An 18,261-nucleotide genomic window follows, 5' to 3' on the forward strand; every position below is an offset into this window, starting at 1 on the left:
TTTGATCGTGCCGGACGGGCGCAAGTTCCTTGTGCACAAGGGTTTTTCGCTCACGCGCAAACCCGCAACACCTCCTCGTAAAGGGTCAGCCCCCGAGCCACTTTGGCCTCGCCACAGCGGCGCAGATCCACTAAGCCTTCAGCCACGGCCTGTTGCCGCAAACTGGCCAGATCGACCCCGGCGCCGATTCGGGCACGCAGGTTTTCACTCGGCACCAGCAACTCGAACAGGCCTGTGCGGCCATGAAAGCCGGTACCCCGGCATAGCTGGCAGGGTTGGCTGCTGGCCGACGATGCGCTTCCCTGGCACTCACGGCACAGCAAGCGCACCAGGCGCTGGGCCATTACCCCGCCCAGGGTGGCCTTGATCAGGTAATCGGCCACGCCCAGTTCCAGCAGGCGGGTGATGGCGCCACAGGTATCGTTGGTGTGCAGGGTCGACAGCACCAGGTGCCCAGTGAGGGCCGCCTGCACCGCCACCAGGGCGGTTTCGCGATCGCGGATTTCGCCGATCATGATGATGTCAGGGTCCTGGCGCAGCAGGGCGCGCACGCCGTTGGCAAAGCCAAGGTCCAGCGCCGGTTGCACCTGCAGCTGGTTGAACGCCGGTTCAAGGCGCTCGATCGGGTCTTCGATGGTGCACAGGTTCACCTCGGGCGTGGCCAGCAGCTTGAGGCTGGCGTAGAGCGTGCTGGTCTTGCCCGAGCCGGTGGGGCCGGTGACCAGCAGGATGCCCTGGCGGCGCTGCAACAATGCTTGCCATTGCGCCAGTTGCTCACCTTCAAGGCCCAGGCGGTCAAAGTCTTCCTGCAGCTGCCGCGGATCGAACAGGCGCAGCACGATTTTTTCGCCGAAGGGAGTGGGCAGGGTCGACAGGCGCAGTTCTACTTGATTGCCACCTGGCAAGCCGGTGTTCACGCGGCCGTCCTGCGGGCGGCGTTTTTCCGCTACATCCATCCGCCCCAGGTGTTTCAAGCGGCTTACGACAGACAGCGTCACACTCGCCGGGAAGGCATAAACCGTGTGTAACAGCCCGTCTATGCGGTAGCGCAACCGGCCCTGCTCGCGGCGTGGCTCAAGGTGGATATCGCTGGCGCGCTGTTCGATAGCGTACTGCAGCAGCCAATCGACGATGTGCACGATATGCGCATCGTCGGCTGTCGCATCGCCCTGGCGTCTGCCGAGCTCCAGCAACTGCTCGAGCTCACCCAGGCTGGCCGACTGTTGATGCTGTGCGCCCTGCACTGAATAGGCCAGGCGGAACAGCGACTGGCCCAGCTGGCGCAGCTGCAGCGGGCTGGCCAGCACGCGTCGAATCGGTTTGCCCAGGCTGCGGGTCAGGTCGGTTTGCCAGTCGCACTGGTAGGGCTGGGCGCTGGCTACGGTGATGCCATCACTGTCGCTGGCCAGGATCAGAATGCCGTGGCGCTGAGCGAAGGCTGGCGATATCAGCCCGTTGATCTGGGACAGGTCGAGCTGCAGGGGGTCGATGCGTTGAAAGGGTTGGCCCACTTTGCTCGCAAGCCACTGGCACAGGGTGTCCAGATGCAGCCGTTGGCCGGTGCGCCGGCGGTCTTCGAGGTCAAGGGCAGCGATGGTTTCGAGGGGATGGCGGCCAGGGTGGGTGGTAGCCAGCTCCAGTACCTTGCCTGCGTCGCGGGCGCTCAGGTGCTGGTCGGCCTGCAGGGCATCCAGCAGGCGGTTGAGATCAAGGGATCGATCGTCGCAATTATGCATGGCGGCATCCGTGCCAGGTGATGAGTTCCTGGTGAAGGCTAGCCGGGGCAGCGTAAGCGCGCGCTGGTAAAGCGTTTCGGGATCTTGCCGAATGATGCTCAGGCGATTGCCAGTTCCACACGTGCCTGGTTCTCCAGGCTGACCTCTACGACGCACACCAGATTGCGCAATTTTTGCGCAATTACCTCGGCCCGATGCCAGCTCAACCCGCCGATACCGATTTCGACATCGAGCAGGTCTTCTTGTTGGCTCACTTGCACGCTGTGCGGTGTAAGAAACTGCAGGGCGAACAGGTTGAGTACGCGGCACAGGGTGTCTGGCTCGGCTTCGGCCTGCAGGTGATAACGCACGTTGCTGTGGCTGGCGTTGGCGGCCCAGACATCGGATCGGGGCAGGGGGCGTTCGAGTGCATTCATGCTGGTCTCCGCAATGGTGGGAGAAATTCTTGCACGTCCTTTCGGGCATTTTTTCGCTATGATTCAATCAATTTGCTTAGTACGCAGATTGATTGATTCGGTTAAGTGCGTTCAGAGGAATAAATAATGCAGGGCGAACTGGATGCTTACGATCGGCGCATTCTTGAACTGCTGCAAGAGGACGCTTCACTGTCCAGCGCACAGATTGCCGAGCGCGTGGGCTTGTCGCAGTCGCCCTGTTGGCGGCGGATTCAGCGGCTGAAGGAGGAGGGTGTGATCCGTGGCCAGGTCACCTTGCTCGACCGCAAGAAGGTCGGCCTGAACACGCAGATTTTTGCCGAGGTGAAACTCAACGCTCACGGCCGCTCCAACTTCACCGAATTCACCGAGGCGATCCGTGGCTTTCCGGAGGTACTGGAATGTTATGTGCTGATGGGTGCGGTCGACTTCCTGCTGCGTATCGTCACGCAGGATATTGAAGCCTATGAGCGGTTCTTCTTCGAAAAGCTGTCGAATGTGCCCGGGATTCAGGAGGTTAATTCGATAGTGGCGCTGTCGGAGATCAAATCCACCACCAGCCTGCCGCTGGGGCGCTGAAACTGGATGGAAGCAGCCTTGCCGGTCCGGGGGCCCGGCAAGGCTGCTCCTGCAGAGGCGGTCAAGCCTTCAACAAATGCTTCCAGCCACGGCTCTGATCAATCGCACGCGCCTGCTCGATACGGGCCTCCAGCAATTCGCCAGGCTCTTCGCCCAGTGGCAGCTCAGCCAGCTCATGCAGCTTTTTCAGGTCGCCATACAGGCGGTCCATCTGCGGCGCTTCAAGCACCTGGCGTGCATGGTGCAGCCAGGCGAGCAACTGCTCGATACGCGGCAGCTGTTCAGCCAGGTCTTCCGGGCGCTGGGTATACAGCGGCAACTTCAGTGCGCGCCCTTCTTCACCCAGCAGGTGTGCCAGCCAGCTGGCCAATTGTGCCTTGCCCTGGCGTTCGCCACGGCCCTTGCGCTCTGCGGTCCAGGCACGGGCCAGCAGCCAGCGCGAGGTTTCCAGCGAGAACTGGCCCCAGCGCACATCTTCGAGCTCTTCGAGGAATTGTTCGGGTGCTGCGCGACGGATGTCTTCATCGTCATTGCCGGCCTGCACCAATGGGCGCCAGTCTTCCAGCAGCGCGTCGAGGCTCGCGCGCAGGTCACGGGTGGTGGCGCGCGGCGCGGCCTGGCCGAGGCTGGCGACCAGGGCACGCAGTTCGGCCAGGGCCTGTACCCAATCCTGCAGCAGGCGCCAGTGGCCATTGTGGCGGTATTGCTCAGCCAGGCGCTGGCTGCTGCCGAGCAACTGCCAGGCGAGGGCGGTGAAGGCATCGTCCAGGGCCATTTCGGCGTCCAGTTCGGTGCTTGGCAGGCCCAGCTCGTAGCTGTCCGGCTGCAACAGGCGGTAGCCACGCTCGGCCTTGCTGATGTCGCACGGCATCAGCGGCAGGCTGGCAGCCAGCTCGGCAGCCAGTTCCAGCAGGGCTTCAGGGGCCCCTTCGCGCAGTTCCAGCTCCAGCTCGCAGATCTCTTCCTTGCGTTTACCAGCGATCACGAAGCCCTGGTCCAGCGCGGCCTCGATCACCACTTTGGATTTGCCACGGCCCCAGGCGATTTCAGCGAATTCGCGGGTGAAATCAGTGGTGAACAGCGGCTTGATGGTTTTCTTGTCCAGCTCACCCAGCTGCTCGGGCCAGCAGGTGGCGTCGAGCTTTTTCAGGTCGAGCTTGACCTTGTCCAGGTTCCACTCGAATTCGTTGCGCTCGGACAGCCCCGCGACGCTCTGACCGCGGCATTTCAAGGTCTGGATGATTGCCTCGCCATCGCGGCGCAGGCGCAGCGCGACACGGGCGGCAGCAAGGTCGCGCTCCGGGGTGTCGAAGTACTGGTTGAGCAGTTCGCGGGTCTGCCAGCCGGACTTGTTGCGCTTTTTCAGCAGAGGGTGCTCGCGCAGTGCGGCCAGGGTGTCGCGGCTGGCGCGAAGCTTGAGTTCAGTTTCTTTGTGCATCGCAGGCTCGAAGGGAAGGCGTGATTGCCGTGCAGTCTACAGGACTGGGCCGGCTACGGTTTATTCCTTACGGCGGATGGCCCTATGATGGGCAACGCTTTCGAGGAGTACGCGCATGCCGTTGCCAACGCTGAAAGACCAGTTTGCCGCTTTGATTGCCGCGCCCTCGGTCAGTTGCACCCAGCCCGCCCTGGACCAGTCCAACCGCCAGGTCATCGACCTGCTGGCCGGCTGGCTGGGTGACCTGGGGTTCAGCTGCGACATACAGCAGGTCAGCCCTGGCAAGTTCAACCTGTTGGCCAGCCGTGGCACTGGCCCGGGTGGGCTGGTGCTGGCCGGCCATAGCGACACGGTGCCGTATGACGAGCAGCTGTGGGCCAGCGACCCGCTCAAGCTGACCGAGGTCGACGGCCGCTGGGTGGGCCTGGGCAGCTGCGATATGAAAGGCTTTTTTGCGCTGGTTATCGAGGCGGTGATTCCACTGCTTGAGCATGATTTCAAGCAACCCTTGCTGATCCTTGCCACCTGCGATGAAGAAAGTTCGATGTCCGGCGCCCGCGCCCTGGCAGAGGCCGGCCAGCCGCTGGGCCGCGCCGCGGTGATCGGCGAGCCGACGGGCCTGCGGCCGATCCGCATGCACAAGGGCATTCTGATGGACCGCATCGATATCCTCGGGCGCAGTGGCCATTCGTCCGACCCCAGCCTGGGCCGCAGCGCGATGGAGGCCATGCATGAGGTGATGGGCGAGCTGATGGGCCTGCGCCGGCAGTGGCAGGAAACCTACCGCAACCCGCAGTTCACCGTGCCCACGCCGACCATGAACTTCGGCTGCATCCACGGCGGCGACAACCCCAACCGCATCTGCGGCCAGTGCGCCCTGGAATTCGACCTGCGCCCGCTACCGGGCATGGACGCCGAGCAACTGCGTGCTGCAATCCGTGAAAAATTGCGGCCGGTTGCCGAGCGCCATGAGGTGCGCATCGACTACGCGCCGCTGTTCCCCGAGGTGCCGCCGTTCGAGCAGGCGGCCGATGCCGAGCTGGTGCAAGTGGCCGAGCGCCTCACCGGCCATCGCGCCGAAGCGGTGGCGTTCGGCACCGAAGCGCCTTATCTTCAGCAGCTGGGTTGCCAGACCATCGTGCTTGGCCCAGGCGACATCGCCTGCGCCCACCAACCCGGCGAATACCTTGAAATGTCACGAATCGAGCCTACCGTGCGTCTATTGCGTGACTTGATCCGGCACTATTGCCTGAATTAAACGTCCACCTTGCTTATTCGTTCTTGCCTAGAGGAGACCGCGCGTGACCGCAAGCCTGTTCCGACGATGATCCTGAACGCCGTGTGATCCAACGTTCTCCGTCCACTTTATCCACAGGCCCTGTCATGCCCGATTACGTCAACTGGCTGCGTCATGCCTCCCCGTACATCAATGCCCATCGCGACTGCACTTTTGTGGTCATGCTCCCCGGCGATGGGGTAGAACACCCGAATTTCGGCAATATCGTCCATGACCTGGTGTTGCTGCACAGCCTCGGCGTACGCCTGGTGCTGGTGCATGGTTCGCGCCCGCAGATCGAGAGCCGCCTGACGGCCCGTGGCCTGACCCCGCACTATCACCGCGGCCTGCGCATCACCGATGCGGCCACCCTGGACTGCGTGATCGACGCCGTGGGTGCCTTGCGCCTGGCCATCGAGGCTCGCCTGTCGATGGACATCGCGGCCTCACCGATGCAGGGTTCGCGCCTGCGTGTGGCCTGCGGCAACCTGGTGACGGCCCGCCCCATCGGCGTGCTCGAAGGGGTTGATTACCACCACACAGGCGAAGTCCGTCGCATCGACCGCAAGGGCATCAGCCGGCTGCTCGACGAGCGTTCCATCGTCTTGCTGTCGCCACTGGGCTACTCGCCAACCGGCGAGATCTTCAACCTGGCCTGCGAAGACGTGGCCACCCGTGCAGCCATCGAGCTGGGTGCCGACAAACTGCTGCTGTTCGGCGCCGAGCCCGGTTTGCTGGACGAGCAGGGCAAGCTGGTACGCGAGCTGCGTCCGCAGCACATCGCACCGCACCTGGCACGGCTGGGCAGCGATTATCAGGCTGAGCTGCTGGATGCCGCAGCCGAGGCCTGCAAGGGCGGCGTTGCCCGTAGCCACATCGTCAGCTACGCCGAAGACGGCGCGCTGCTCACCGAGCTGTTTACCCGCGGCGGTGGCGGCACGTTGGTGTCGCAGGAGCAGTTCGAGGTAGTGCGCGAGGCGACCATCGAAGATGTGGGCGGTTTGCTGGAGCTGATCAGCCCATTGGAAGAGCAGGGCATCCTGGTGCGGCGCTCGCGTGAGGTGCTGGAGCGGGAGATCGAACAGTTCAGTGTGGTCGAGCGCGAGGGCATGATCATCGCCTGCGCGGCGCTGTACCCGATTGCCGATTCGCAGGCCGGTGAACTGGCTTGTCTGGCGGTGAACCCGGAGTACCGCCATGGCGGGCGCGGTGACGAACTGCTGGAGCGGATCGAGAGTCGGGCGCGGCAGATGGGCCTGAATACGCTGTTCGTGCTCACCACGCGGACCGCGCACTGGTTCCGCGAGCGTGGTTTTGCGCCGAGTGGGGTGGAGCGGCTGCCGGCGGCGCGGGCTTCGCTGTACAACTACCAGCGTAATTCGAAGATCTTCGAGAAGACCCTGTAGGCGCGTGCCGGCCTATTCGCGGGCGACACCCATCCCAAGTAAAAACGCCGCCCCAGAGGGCGGCGTTTTCAGTTACACAGTATGCAGATACCAGTTGTACTCGAGGTCGGAGATCGAGTGCTCGAACTCTTCCAGCTCGCTCTCCTTGCACGCGACAAAGATGTCGATGTACTTCGGATCGATGTACTTGTTCAGGATCTCGCTGTCGTCCAGCTCGCGCAGGGCATCACGCAGGTTGTTCGGCAGGCTCTGCTCAAGCTGCTCATACGAGTTGCCTTCGATCGGCGCACCCGGCTCGACTTTGTTGGTCAGGCCATGGTGAACACCGGCCAGCACGGCCGCCATCATCAGGTACGGGTTGGCGTCGGCGCCGGCCACGCGGTGCTCCAGGCGTACGGCGTCTGCCGAACCTGTCGGCACGCGCAGGGCCACGGTGCGGTTGTCCAGGCCCCAGCTCGGCGCATTCGGCACATAGAACTGTGCGCCAAAGCGGCGGTACGAGTTGACGTTCGGGCAGAGGAACGCCATGGACGCTGGCAGGGTCTCGAGCACACCGCCGACAGCGTGACGTAGCGCGGCGTTCTGCTCGGGATCCTCGCTGGTGAAGATGTTGTTGCCATCCTTGTCCAGCACGGAAATGTGTACATGCAGGCCGTTGCCTGCCTGGCCCGGGTAGGGCTTGGCCATGAAGGTGGTGTCCATTTCATGGTCGTAGGCGATGTTCTTGATCAGCCGCTTGAGCAGCACTGCGTAGTCACAGGCCTTGAGCGGGTCGGCAACGTGGTGCAGGTTGACTTCGAACTGCGCCGGGGCGCTTTCCTTGACGATGGCATCGGCCGGAATGCCTTGCTCCTTGGCACCTTCGAGGATGTCCTGGAGGCAGTCGGCGTATTCGTCGAGGTCGTCGATCAGGTACACCTGGGTCGACTGCGGGCGCTTGCCCGAGATCGGCGAGCGGGGTGGCTGCGGGCGGCCATTCACGTTCTCCTGGTCGATCAGGTAGAACTCCAGCTCGAAGGCAGCGCAGATGGTCAGGCCCAGGTCGTCGAACTTGCTCACCACCTGACGCAGCACTTCACGCGGGTCGGCGAAGAACGGCTCGCCTTCGAGCTCGTGCATGGTCATCAGCAGCTGGGCGGTGGGGCGTTTCTGCCACGGCTCATTGCAGAGCGTGTCAGGGATCGGATAGCAGATGCGGTCAGCATCGCCGATGTCCAGGCCGAGCCCAGTGCTTTCGACGGTGGAACCGTTGATGTCCAGGGCGAAGAGGGAGGCCGGCAGGTTGATGCCTTTCTCGTAAACCTTGTGGAGGCTGGTGCGCTCAATGCGCTTGCCACGCACCACACCATTCATATCTGCAATCAGAAGGTCAACGTAGAGAACCTCAGGATGTTCCTTAAGGAACGCGTTCGCTTCGTTAAGCTGAACGGCACGCGGGGGTACCGACATGATGCAACACCTTTGTTGTTAAAAATATCAATCAAGGGGGGCTTGCAGGACCAGTCAATCGAAAAGCCCTACTGATGTCAAGCCAACCACATGATGCCCTGAAATGGCACATCTACGGCAGATTTGCTGCATATCGGGGCGTGCCATTATCCGCTATTTCCCTGTGAAAGGGCTATCTCCGACATGCCGTGTTTTATTTTTTACGGAGTGGTTGTGTAAAAAAATGAACAAGGCTAAGCTCGGTCACAACCCAAAACACAATAATACGAGGGTCACATGGTCCGCTTGTCGCGACCTGAAAGCACTGCCTTTGCAGTGTGCTCGGGCATCCCTGTCGTTCCTGCAAGCAGCAATCGCGCTGTGGCCGCCGTGGCCGCAATAATTGACGTTTTGCGCGCCTTGCCTACCCCTCGTAGCGCCGTTTCGCTTCCTTCGTTGTCTTGCTGCCCTCCAAACTCATTTCGGACACGCTTGTTTTCAGTGTATCCACTGCGCTCCTGCGTGGGGGTTTTTGCTTTAGCAACTCACTCCATCCAGAATCAATGCGCGGACCACATTACCTCCTGAGGTATCTATGAGTAACAACCTCGACCAGCTCACCGATTGGTTGAAAGAGCACAAGATCACCGAAGTCGAATGCCTGATCAGCGACCTGACCGGCATCACCCGCGGCAAGATCTCACCGACCAACAAGTTCATCGCCGAAAAAGGCATGCGCCTGCCCGAGAGCGTGTTGCTGCAGACCGTGACCGGCGATTACGTCGATGACGACATCTATTACGAACTGCTCGACCCGGCCGACATCGACATGATCTGCCGCCCCGACGAGAACGCCGTGTTCCTCGTGCCGTGGGCCATCGAGCCGACCGCGCAGGTTATCCACGACACCTACGACAAGAAGGGCAACCCCGTCGAGCTGTCGCCGCGCAACGTCCTCAAGAAAGTCCTCCAGCTCTATAGCGAGAAGGGTTGGCAGCCGATCGTAGCGCCAGAGATGGAGTTCTACCTGACCAAGCGCAGCGAAGACCCTGACTTCCCGCTGCAACCGCCGGTTGGCCGTTCTGGCCGCCCGGAAACCGGCCGCCAGTCGTTTTCGATCGAGGCCGCCAACGAATTCGACCCGCTGTTCGAGGACGTCTACGACTGGTGCGAATTGCAGCAGCTGGACCTCGACACCCTGATTCACGAAGATGGCACGGCGCAGATGGAAATCAACTTCCGTCACGGTAACGCCCTGCACCTGGCCGACCAGATCCTGGTATTCAAGCGCACCATGCGCGAGGCGGCGCTCAAGCACAATGTGGCCGCGACATTCATGGCCAAGCCGATGACCGGCGAGCCAGGCAGCGCCATGCACCTGCACCAGAGCGTGGTGGACGCGGTCACCGGCAAGAACATCTTCAGCAATGAAGACGGCAGCATGAGCGAGCTGTTCCTCAACCACATCGGTGGCCTGCAGAAGTTCATCCCCGAGGCGCTGCCGCTGTTCGCGCCCAACGTCAACTCGTTCCGCCGCTTCCTGCCCGACACCTCGGCGCCGGTGAACGTCGAATGGGGCGAGGAGAACCGCACCGTCGGCCTGCGCGTACCGGATGCCGGCCCGCAGAACCGCCGCGTTGAAAACCGCCTGCCCGGCGCCGATGCCAACCCCTACCTGGCCATCGCCGCCAGCCTGCTGTGCGGCTACATCGGCATGGTCGAAGGTATTGCTGCCAGCGCGCCGGTGCAGGGGCGTGGCTACGAGCGGCGCAACCTGCGCCTGCCGCTGACCATCGAAGATGCTCTGGAGCGCATGGAAGTCAGCCGCGCGCTGACCCAGTACCTGGGCAAGAAATTCATCACCGGCTACGTCGCCACCAAACGCGCCGAGCACGAGAACTTCAAGCGAGTCATCAGCTCCTGGGAGCGTGAGTTCCTGCTGTTTGCTGTGTGATCAACCCCTGAGGCCGCCCACCGGCGGCCTGTGGAACATGGAGAAGCACATGAGCGTCAAAAACCCGCAAACCCGTGAATGGCAAACCCTGAGCGGCGAGCACCACCTTGCACCTTTCAGTGACTACAAGCAGCTGAAGAAGAAGGGGCCGCGCATCATCACCAAGGCGCAGGGCGTGCATTTGTGGGACAGCGAGGGGAACGAGATCCTCGACGGCATGGCCGGCCTGTGGTGCGTGGCGGTCGGTTATGGCCGTGAAGAGCTGGTGCAGGCTGCCGAGAAGCAGATGCGCGAGCTGCCGTACTACAACCTGTTCTTCCAGACTGCCCACCCGCCCGCGCTGGAGCTGGCCAAGGCCATCACCGACGTGGCGCCCGAGGGCATGACCCATGTGTTCTTCACCGGCTCCGGCTCTGAAGGCAACGACACCGTGCTGCGCATGGTCCGCCATTACTGGGCACTCAAGGGTAAACCCCACAAGCAGACCATCATTGGCCGCATCAACGGCTACCACGGCTCCACCTTCGCGGGTGCCTGCCTGGGCGGCATGAGCGGCATGCACGAACAGGGCGGCCTGCCGATCCCGGGCATCGTGCACATCCCGCAGCCGTACTGGTTCGGTGAAGGCGGCGACATGAGCCCCGACGAATTTGGCGTATGGGCTGCCGAGCAGCTTGAGAAAAAGATTCTGGAAGTCGGCGAAGACAATGTTGCCGCCTTCATCGCCGAGCCGATCCAGGGCGCCGGCGGCGTGATCATCCCGCCTGAGACCTACTGGCCGAAGGTGAAAGAGATTCTCGCGAAATACGACATCCTGTTCGTCGCCGACGAAGTGATCTGTGGTTTCGGCCGCACCGGCGAGTGGTTCGGCTCCGACTACTACGACCTCAAGCCCGACCTCATGACCATCGCCAAGGGCCTTACCTCCGGTTACATCCCGATGGGCGGTGTGATCGTGCGTGACAAGGTGGCCAAGGTGATCAGCGAAGGTGGCGACTTCAACCACGGCTTCACCTATTCAGGCCACCCGGTGGCGGCCGCAGTGGGCCTGGAAAACCTGCGCATCCTGCGCGACGAGAAGATCGTCGAGAAGGCCCGCACGGAAGTGGCACCCTACTTGCAAAAACGTCTGCGTGAGCTGCAGGACCACCCGCTGGTGGGCGAGGTACGCGGCCTGGGCCTGCTCGGCGCGATCGAGCTGGTCAAGGACAAAGCCACCCGCAGCCGTTACGAAGGCAAAGGCGTGGGCATGGTCTGCCGCAACTTCTGTTTCGACAACGGCCTGATCATGCGCGCGGTGGGCGACACCATGATCATCGCACCGCCTTTGGTGATCACCCATGCAGAGGTGGATGAGCTGGTGGAAAAGGCGCGCAAGTGCCTGGACCTGACCCTCGAAGCGATCCGGTGAGCCTTTGCTAGGCTAGCGTTGTGACATTAGTTGGTTACAAGGGGCTGCTTTCCTTGAAACAGCGCCTTGTAACTTGCCAGACTAGCGGCTGTTCCAGTCGCCCGGCGCTCTGCACCGTAGGTCCTGGCTGCTGAACAGATAGCTAAATAAAAATTCTGGAGCATGACGCATGAAGAAAATGGGCAAGACGTTGCTGGCCGCCGCCCTGATGGGTGCCATGGCCACCGCTGTACAGGCTGAAGACAAGGTGCTGAACGTCTACAACTGGTCGGACTACATCGCTCCGGACACCATCGCGAAGTTCGAAAAGCAGACCGGCATCAAGGTCAAGTACGACGTCTTCGACAGCAACGAAACCCTGGAAGCCAAGCTGCTGGCAGGCAAGTCGGGTTATGACGTGGTCGTACCGTCCAACAACTTCCTGGCCAAGCAGATCAAGGCTGGCGTCTACGAAGAGCTCGACCGCTCCAAGTTGCCGAACTGGAAAAACCTCGATGCAGACCTGCTCAAGGCCGTCGGTGACGCCAGTGACCAGGGCAACAAGCACGCCTTCCCGTACATGTGGGGTTCGATCGGCATCGGCTACAACCCCGAGAAGGTCAAGGCCGCACTGGGCGTGGACAAGATCGACTCGTGGGACGTGGTGTTCAAGCCTGAGAACATCGCCAAGCTCAAAAGCTGCGGCGTAAGCTTCCTGGATGCACCGACCGAGATGATCCCGGCCGCGCTGCACTACCTGGGCAAGCCGACCAACAGCACCACCAAAGAGGACCTGAAGGCCGCCGAGGACCTGTTCCTCAAGATCCGTCCTTCGATCACCTACTTCCACTCGTCCAAGTACATCGGCGACATGGCCAACGGCAACATCTGCGTAGCCGTCGGTTACTCGGGTGACCTGGAGCAGTCCAAGGCCCGTGCCCATGAAGCTGGCGACAAGGTCAAAGTGGACTACGTCATTCCGAAAGAAGGTGCAGGTACCTTCTACGACATGGTCGCCATCCCGAAAGATGCCGAGCACAAGGATGCCGCCTACCAGTTCATGAATTTCCTGCTGCAGCCGGAAATCATGGCTGAAATCACCAACGCCGTGCGCTTCCCGAATGGCAACGAGGCTGCTACCCCGTTGGTCGACAAGGCCATCACCAGCGACCCGAGCATCTATCCGCCGGCTGACGTGAAAAAACAGCTGTACGCGATCGCCGCTCCCGAAGCTGCCGCCCAGCGTTTGATCACCCGCAGCTGGACCAAGATCAAGTCGGGCAAGTAAGCCTGATGCACAACCTCTGGGCCGGGGTTTTCCGGCCCAGAGCCAGTGAATGGCAATTGATGATTGCGGCATCGAGGCTGCGAAGGTAAGTTGCGCGCCGGTTTTGCCTGCGCCGCAGCGCTGCGCCGTTACCAAGGCACTGATTGTGAGGACACCCACTTGTCTATTTCTGTATTACGCAAAGCCTTGATGGCTGGAGCGGGCCTGACGCTGGCATGCAGCGTCCAAGCGGCGCCTACGGTGCATGTGTACAACTGGTCCGATTACATCGGCCCGACCACGTTGGCGGACTTCGAGAAGGCCACGGGGATCAAACCCGTGCAGGACGTTTTCGACTCCAACGAAACCCTGGAAGGCAAACTGTTGGCCGGCAACACCGGCTATGACGTGGTGGTGCCGTCCAACCATTTCCTCGGCAAGCAGATCAAGGCGGGCGCGTTCCAGAAGCTCGACAAGAACCTGCTGCCCAATTATTCCAACCTCGACCCGGCGTTGATGAAGCGCCTGGAAAAGAACGACCCGGGTAACCAGTACGCCGTACCTTACCTGTGGGGCACCAATGGCATCGGCTACAACGTCGACAAGGTGAAGGCCGCGCTGGGCGTGGACACCATCGACTCCTGGGCCGTGCTGTTCGAACCCGAGAACATGAAGAAGCTCTCCAAATGCGGCGTGGCCTTCCTCGACTCGGCGGACGAAATGCTGCCAGCGGTGCTCAACTACATGGGCCTCGACCCCAACAGCACCGACCCCAAGGATTATGCAAAGGCCGAGAAGAAGCTGCTGGCAGTGCGCCCGTACGTGACCTACTTCCACTCGTCCAAGTACATCACCGACCTGGCCAACGGCGATATCTGCGTCGCGGCAGGCTTCTCCGGTGATGTGTTCCAGGCCAAGGCCCGCGCTGAAGAAGCGAAGAAGGGCGTGAACCTGGCCTACGCCATTCCCAAGGAAGGCGGCAACCTCTGGTTCGACGTGCTGGCGATTCCCAAGGACGCCAAGAACGTCAAAGAGGCCCATGCCTTCATCAACTATTTGCTGAAACCTGAGGTTATCGCCCAGGTCAGTGATTACGTCGGTTACGCCAACCCGAACCCCAAGGCTGGCGACCTGATGGACCAGGCCGTGAGGACTGACGCCGCGGTTTACCCACCGCAGGAAGTGCTGGACAAGATGTTCGTCAACAGTGAGTTGCCGCCCAAGGTGCAACGTTTGATGACCCGCAGCTGGACCAAGGTCAAGTCGGGCAAGTAACAATCCAGGCCCGCCGCCAAAGCGGGGGCGGGCACACAAATCTTGTTGGGAGTTTCACTCATGGCAGTTGCCTCCGGTGCCTATAAGAAAGCCCTCGAGGGTGGCCAGCAACCCAAGCAGGTGCTGGTCAAGATCGACCGGGTCACGAAGAAGTTCGACGAAACCATCGCCGTAGACGATGTGTCGCTGGAAATCCGTAAAGGCGAGATCTTCGCCCTGCTGGGTGGCTCCGGTTCCGGCAAATCGACCTTGCTGCGCATGCTCGCCGGTTTCGAGCGGCCTACCGAAGGGCGCATCCTGCTCGACGGCGTCGACATCACCGACATGCCGCCTTACGAGCGGCCGATCAACATGATGTTCCAGTCCTACGCGCTGTTCCCGCACATGACCGTGGCGCAGAACATTGCCTTTGGCCTGCAGCAGGACAAACTGCCCAAAGCTGACATCGACGCCCGCGTGGCCGAAATGCTCAAGCTGGTGCACATGACCCAGTACGCCAAGCGCAAGCCGCACCAGTTGTCCGGTGGCCAGCGTCAGCGTGTGGCCCTGGCCCGTTCGCTGGCCAAACGCCCCAAGCTGCTGCTGCTCGACGAGCCGATGGGCGCGCTGGACAAGAAGCTGCGTTCGCAGATGCAGCTGGAGCTGGTCGAAATCATCGAACGCGTAGGCGTGACCTGCGTGATGGTGACCCACGACCAGGAAGAGGCCATGACCATGGCCCAGCGCATCGCCATCATGCACCTGGGCTGGATCGCCCAGATCGGCTCGCCTGTGGATATCTACGAGACGCCAACCAGCCGCCTGGTGTGCGAATTCATCGGCAACGTCAACCTGTTCGAGGGTGACGTGGTCGACGACGCCGAAGGCCACGCGATCATTGCCAGCCCGGAACTGGAGCGCAAGATCTACGTCGGCCACGGCATCACCACCTCGGTGGAAGACAAGCACATCACTTATGCGCTGCGCCCGGAAAAGCTGCTGGTAACCACCAAGCAGCCCGAGTTCGAGCACAACTGGTCGCGCGGCAAGGTCCACGACATCGCCTACCTGGGCGGCCACTCGGTGTTCTACGTCGAGCTGCCGAGCGGCAAGGTGGTGCAGTCGTTCGTCGCCAACGCCGAGCGCCAGGGCGCGCGCCCGACCTGGGGCGATGAAGTGTACGTGTGGTGGGAAGATGACAGCGGCGTGGTACTGCGGTCATGAAACTGCGCAAGCTCAAGCGAGCCTTCCAGCGGTTGACCCCGGAGGGGCGGCACCTGGTGATCGGCGTGCCGTTCATCTGGCTGTTCCTGTTCTTCATGCTGCCGTTCTTCATCGTGTTGAAGATCAGCTTTGCCGAAGCCGACGTGGCGATCCCGCCGTATACCGAGATCTACAGCTACGTCGAAGACAAGATCCAGCTGGTGCTCAACCTGGCCAACTACGGCCTGTTGACCGAGGATGAGCTGTACATCTCGGCCTACCTGGGCTCGTTGAAGATGGCCTTCTTCAGCACCTTGCTGTGCCTGCTGATCGGCTACCCGATGGCCTACTCGATCGCCAACGCCAAGAAGGAGACCCAGACGGTTCTGCTGCTGCTGATCATGATGCCGACCTGGACCGCGATCCTGATCCGCGTCTATGCCTGGATGGGCATCCTCAGCAATAACGGGCTGCTCAACGGTTTCCTGATGTGGACCGGGCTGATCGACCAGCCGCTGCAGATCCTCAACACCAACTTGGCGGTGTATATCGGCGTGGTCTATTCGTACCTGCCGTTCATGATCCTGCCGCTGTTCGCCAACCTGGTGAAGCATGACCAGAGCCTGCTCGAAGCAGCATCGGACCTGGGCTCGAGCACCTTCAACAGCTTCTGGAAAATCACCGTGCCGCTGTCGAAAAACGGCATCATCGCCGGCTGCATGCTGGTGTTCATCCCGGTGGTGGGCGAGTTCGTGATCCCGGAACTGCTGGGCGGCCCGGAAACCCTGATGATCGGTAAAGTGCTGTGGCAGGAGTTCTTCAACAACCGCGACTGGCCGGTGGCATCCGCCCTGGCGGTGGTGATGCTGGCGATCCTGATCGTGCCGATCCTGCTGTTCAACCGCAGCCAGGCCAAAGAAATGGAGGGCCGCGCATGAAACGCTTCAGTTTCTCCAAGCTGATGCTGGTGCTCGGCTTGCTGTTCATCTACCTGCCGATGCTGATCCTGGTGATCTACTCGTTCAACGCCTCCAAGCTGGTGACGGTGTGGGGTGGCTGGTCGATCAAGTGGTACGTCGGCCTGCTCGACAACACTCAGCTGATGGGTTCGGTGATGCGTTCGCTGGAAATCGCCTGCTATACGGCGGTGGCAGCGGTGGCGCTGGGTACCCTGGCGGCCTTCGTGCTGACCCGGGTCACCCGCTTCAAGGGCCGCACGCTGTTCGGTGGCCTGGTCACCGCGCCGCTGGTGATGCCCGAGGTGATCACCGGTCTGTCGCTGTTGCTGCTGTTCGTGGCGATGGCGCAAATGATCGGCTGGCCGCAGGAGCGCGGTATCGTCACCATCTGGATCGCCCACACCACGTTCTGCGCGGCCTATGTGGCGGTGGTGGTGTCGGCGCGGCTGCGTGAGCTGGACCTGTCGATCGAAGAAGCTGCCATGGACCTGGGTGCCAAGCCGTGGAAGGTGTTCTTCCTGATCACCATCCCGATGATCGCGCCGTCGCTGGCGGCGGGTGGCATGATGTCGTTCGCCCTGTCGCTGGATGACCTGGTACTGGCCAGCTTCGTGTCCGGCCCTGGCTCGACCACCTTGCCGATGGAAGTGTTCTCGGCGGTGCGCCTGGGCGTCAAACCGGAAATCAACGCCGTGGCCAGCCTGATCCTGCTGTCGGTGTCGTTGGTGACCTTCTTCGTCTGGTTCTTCAGCCGCCGGGCCGAAGAACGTCGCCGCAAGGCGATCCAGCAGGCGATCGAAGAAGGTGCGGCGGCGAACGCCTCGCAGCCGCAGGTCAAGCGCCCGAGCCAGCTCACGGTTTCAGCGTGAGATAAAGCCTGTTCGCGGCCAGCCAGTGCCGCGAACAGGCCCGTGCAAGCTCCGAAATTGCCTGGCTCATACCCTCCAGTAAGTTTAGCGTCGTCGGCATAGCATTATTGTCGACGCACATTCGGCACACTGGTGCTGAGCCAGCGTTGTCTGACGGTGTTACTAGTAGAGTTGGTAAAGGGTGAATTCAAAGCTCGGGCAGCGTCTACATAAGTGGGTGGGGGGACATCTAAAATTGGCGCTGGCTGAGCGCCATTAGACACAGAGCTATAAGGTGGAGGCATCTCATTGAGCCCGTACGCCGACCCTTCTGTATTCGAGAAACCCCAGCGATTAGTGACGTTATTGGACAGGCGTGGTTGGAGTTCCATAGATTGAGTGGGCCGAAGTCCGGCTGATTGACGTCGGAATGGTGAAAAATTGAATCTTCTTGCTGCAATGGCACCTCCCGTTAGAGCTAAACCGACGCCAGTTAAAACATAAGCTGCTATGGCCAAGTCCTTACGTGCTGTATCGGACTTTACAACATTCGCTGCAATTTCCAGTGCGGTTGCCGTTGCAAACGTGACCATTGATGCAGCGAATAAGAGCGTGTGGAAGGCAAAATGCCCCGAGGGATCAACGCGATTGACCGGATCCCCCGAGCAGTATCCATAAGCGTTCAGCCCGCCTTTATCGAACGGGCTAAGGTTATCAGCGTTGCAGAATCGCTTGAGCGTGGGGTTGAACAGGCGATAACCATTCCCCAACAAATAACCACCTGTTGCTGAGTCTAGTGGCTCGCCGTTGAATGCCAAGGGGTTATTCGCTTCGCTCTGGGGTGGGCGTCTGCCATAAGGGGTGTACGGGAACTGCGCCTTACCGGCAAGCCCCAACTCGGTGATGACCGTATTGGCGCTGTTCACCGCCATGATGGTATGCGTTGCCTCAGCACCTGATGTGGATTGTGCCAAGAGGCCATTTTTATGCTGGAAAACGGAGCGTGTTTCCGCGCCGCTGAGCTCGGTGGCTAAACGACCGTTTTGGTAAAAGCGGGAGGCTTTTTTAATGGTGGCCACGGGACTTTTC

Annotated in this window: 15 protein-coding genes; 10 read left to right on the plus strand and 5 right to left on the minus strand. The window is 61.3% G+C overall.

What is annotated here, in order from left to right; all coding sequences use genetic code 11:
- Positions 1 to 50 precede the first annotated feature (50 nt).
- The gene (locus tag ABEH27_RS20235; protein ID WP_346615260.1) at positions 51 to 1,736 is read right to left on the minus strand and encodes an ATPase, T2SS/T4P/T4SS family; all 1,686 of its coding nucleotides are present in this window, start codon (positions 1,734 to 1,736) and stop codon (positions 51 to 53) included.
- 98 nt (positions 1,737 to 1,834) lie between these two features.
- Positions 1,835 to 2,152: a hypothetical protein gene (locus tag ABEH27_RS20240; RefSeq protein WP_346615261.1), complete on the minus strand. Its 318-nt coding sequence runs from the start codon at positions 2,150 to 2,152 to the stop codon at positions 1,835 to 1,837.
- Positions 2,153 to 2,278: 126 nt separating this feature from the next.
- Here ABEH27_RS20240 and ABEH27_RS20245 point away from each other — a divergent pair, with 126 nt between their 5' ends.
- A complete protein-coding gene (locus tag ABEH27_RS20245; protein WP_346615262.1) occupies positions 2,279 to 2,749 on the plus strand; it encodes an Lrp/AsnC family transcriptional regulator in 471 nt (156 codons plus the stop codon).
- A gap of 61 nt (positions 2,750 to 2,810) precedes the next feature.
- On the opposite strand, the gene ABEH27_RS20250 is transcribed toward ABEH27_RS20245, so the two are convergent.
- On the minus strand, positions 2,811 to 4,187 hold the full coding sequence (locus ABEH27_RS20250; RefSeq protein WP_346615263.1) for a CYTH domain-containing protein: 1,377 nt from the start codon (positions 4,185 to 4,187) through the stop codon (positions 2,811 to 2,813).
- A gap of 115 nt (positions 4,188 to 4,302) precedes the next feature.
- Here ABEH27_RS20250 and argE point away from each other — a divergent pair, with 115 nt between their 5' ends.
- The gene (gene argE / locus ABEH27_RS20255; RefSeq protein WP_346615264.1) at positions 4,303 to 5,445 is read left to right on the plus strand and encodes an acetylornithine deacetylase; all 1,143 of its coding nucleotides are present in this window, start codon (positions 4,303 to 4,305) and stop codon (positions 5,443 to 5,445) included.
- Between the two features lie 125 nt (positions 5,446 to 5,570).
- Positions 5,571 to 6,869, plus strand: coding sequence for an amino-acid N-acetyltransferase (gene argA, locus ABEH27_RS20260; RefSeq protein ID WP_346615265.1), 1,299 nt, complete (start codon positions 5,571 to 5,573; stop codon positions 6,867 to 6,869).
- Positions 6,870 to 6,941: 72 nt separating this feature from the next.
- On the opposite strand, the gene ABEH27_RS20265 is transcribed toward argA, so the two are convergent.
- Positions 6,942 to 8,318: a glutamine synthetase family protein gene (locus tag ABEH27_RS20265; RefSeq protein WP_346615266.1), complete on the minus strand. Its 1,377-nt coding sequence runs from the start codon at positions 8,316 to 8,318 to the stop codon at positions 6,942 to 6,944.
- Between the two features lie 574 nt (positions 8,319 to 8,892).
- Here ABEH27_RS20265 and ABEH27_RS20270 point away from each other — a divergent pair.
- The 7 genes from ABEH27_RS20270 (at position 8,893) to ABEH27_RS20300 (ending at position 17,193) form a co-directional block, all read left to right on the plus strand.
- On the plus strand, positions 8,893 to 10,251 hold the full coding sequence (locus tag ABEH27_RS20270) for a glutamine synthetase family protein (protein WP_346615267.1): 1,359 nt from the start codon (positions 8,893 to 8,895) through the stop codon (positions 10,249 to 10,251).
- Between the two features lie 49 nt (positions 10,252 to 10,300).
- Positions 10,301 to 11,662: an aspartate aminotransferase family protein gene (locus ABEH27_RS20275; RefSeq protein ID WP_346615268.1), complete on the plus strand. Its 1,362-nt coding sequence runs from the start codon at positions 10,301 to 10,303 to the stop codon at positions 11,660 to 11,662.
- A 169-nt stretch (positions 11,663 to 11,831) separates the two neighbouring features.
- Positions 11,832 to 12,929, plus strand: coding sequence for a polyamine ABC transporter substrate-binding protein (locus ABEH27_RS20280; protein ID WP_346615269.1), 1,098 nt, complete (start codon positions 11,832 to 11,834; stop codon positions 12,927 to 12,929).
- A 159-nt stretch (positions 12,930 to 13,088) separates the two neighbouring features.
- Positions 13,089 to 14,183 carry a polyamine ABC transporter substrate-binding protein gene (locus ABEH27_RS20285; protein WP_346615270.1) on the plus strand — a complete coding sequence of 365 codons (1,095 nt, stop codon included), beginning with the start codon at positions 13,089 to 13,091 and terminating at the stop codon, positions 14,181 to 14,183.
- Between the two features lie 60 nt (positions 14,184 to 14,243).
- On the plus strand, positions 14,244 to 15,386 hold the full coding sequence (gene potA / locus ABEH27_RS20290; RefSeq protein WP_346615271.1) for a polyamine ABC transporter ATP-binding protein: 1,143 nt from the start codon (positions 14,244 to 14,246) through the stop codon (positions 15,384 to 15,386).
- A complete protein-coding gene (locus ABEH27_RS20295; RefSeq protein ID WP_346615272.1) occupies positions 15,383 to 16,303 on the plus strand; it encodes an ABC transporter permease subunit in 921 nt (306 codons plus the stop codon). The genes potA and ABEH27_RS20295 overlap by 4 nt, the downstream gene beginning before the upstream one ends.
- Entirely contained in the window at positions 16,300 to 17,193 is an 894-nt protein-coding gene (locus ABEH27_RS20300; RefSeq protein ID WP_346615273.1) for an ABC transporter permease subunit, read from the plus strand. The genes ABEH27_RS20295 and ABEH27_RS20300 overlap by 4 nt, the downstream gene beginning before the upstream one ends.
- Before the next feature lie 104 nt (positions 17,194 to 17,297).
- Here the strand turns inward: ABEH27_RS20300 and ABEH27_RS20305 are convergent, their stop codons facing one another.
- The gene (locus ABEH27_RS20305; protein WP_346615274.1) at positions 17,298 to 18,251 is read right to left on the minus strand and encodes an RHS repeat-associated core domain-containing protein; all 954 of its coding nucleotides are present in this window, start codon (positions 18,249 to 18,251) and stop codon (positions 17,298 to 17,300) included.
- Positions 18,252 to 18,261 lie beyond the last annotated feature (10 nt).

This window comes from Pseudomonas sp. P39-UII1, assembly GCF_039672635.1.
Classification (GTDB): domain Bacteria; phylum Pseudomonadota; class Gammaproteobacteria; order Pseudomonadales; family Pseudomonadaceae; genus Aquipseudomonas.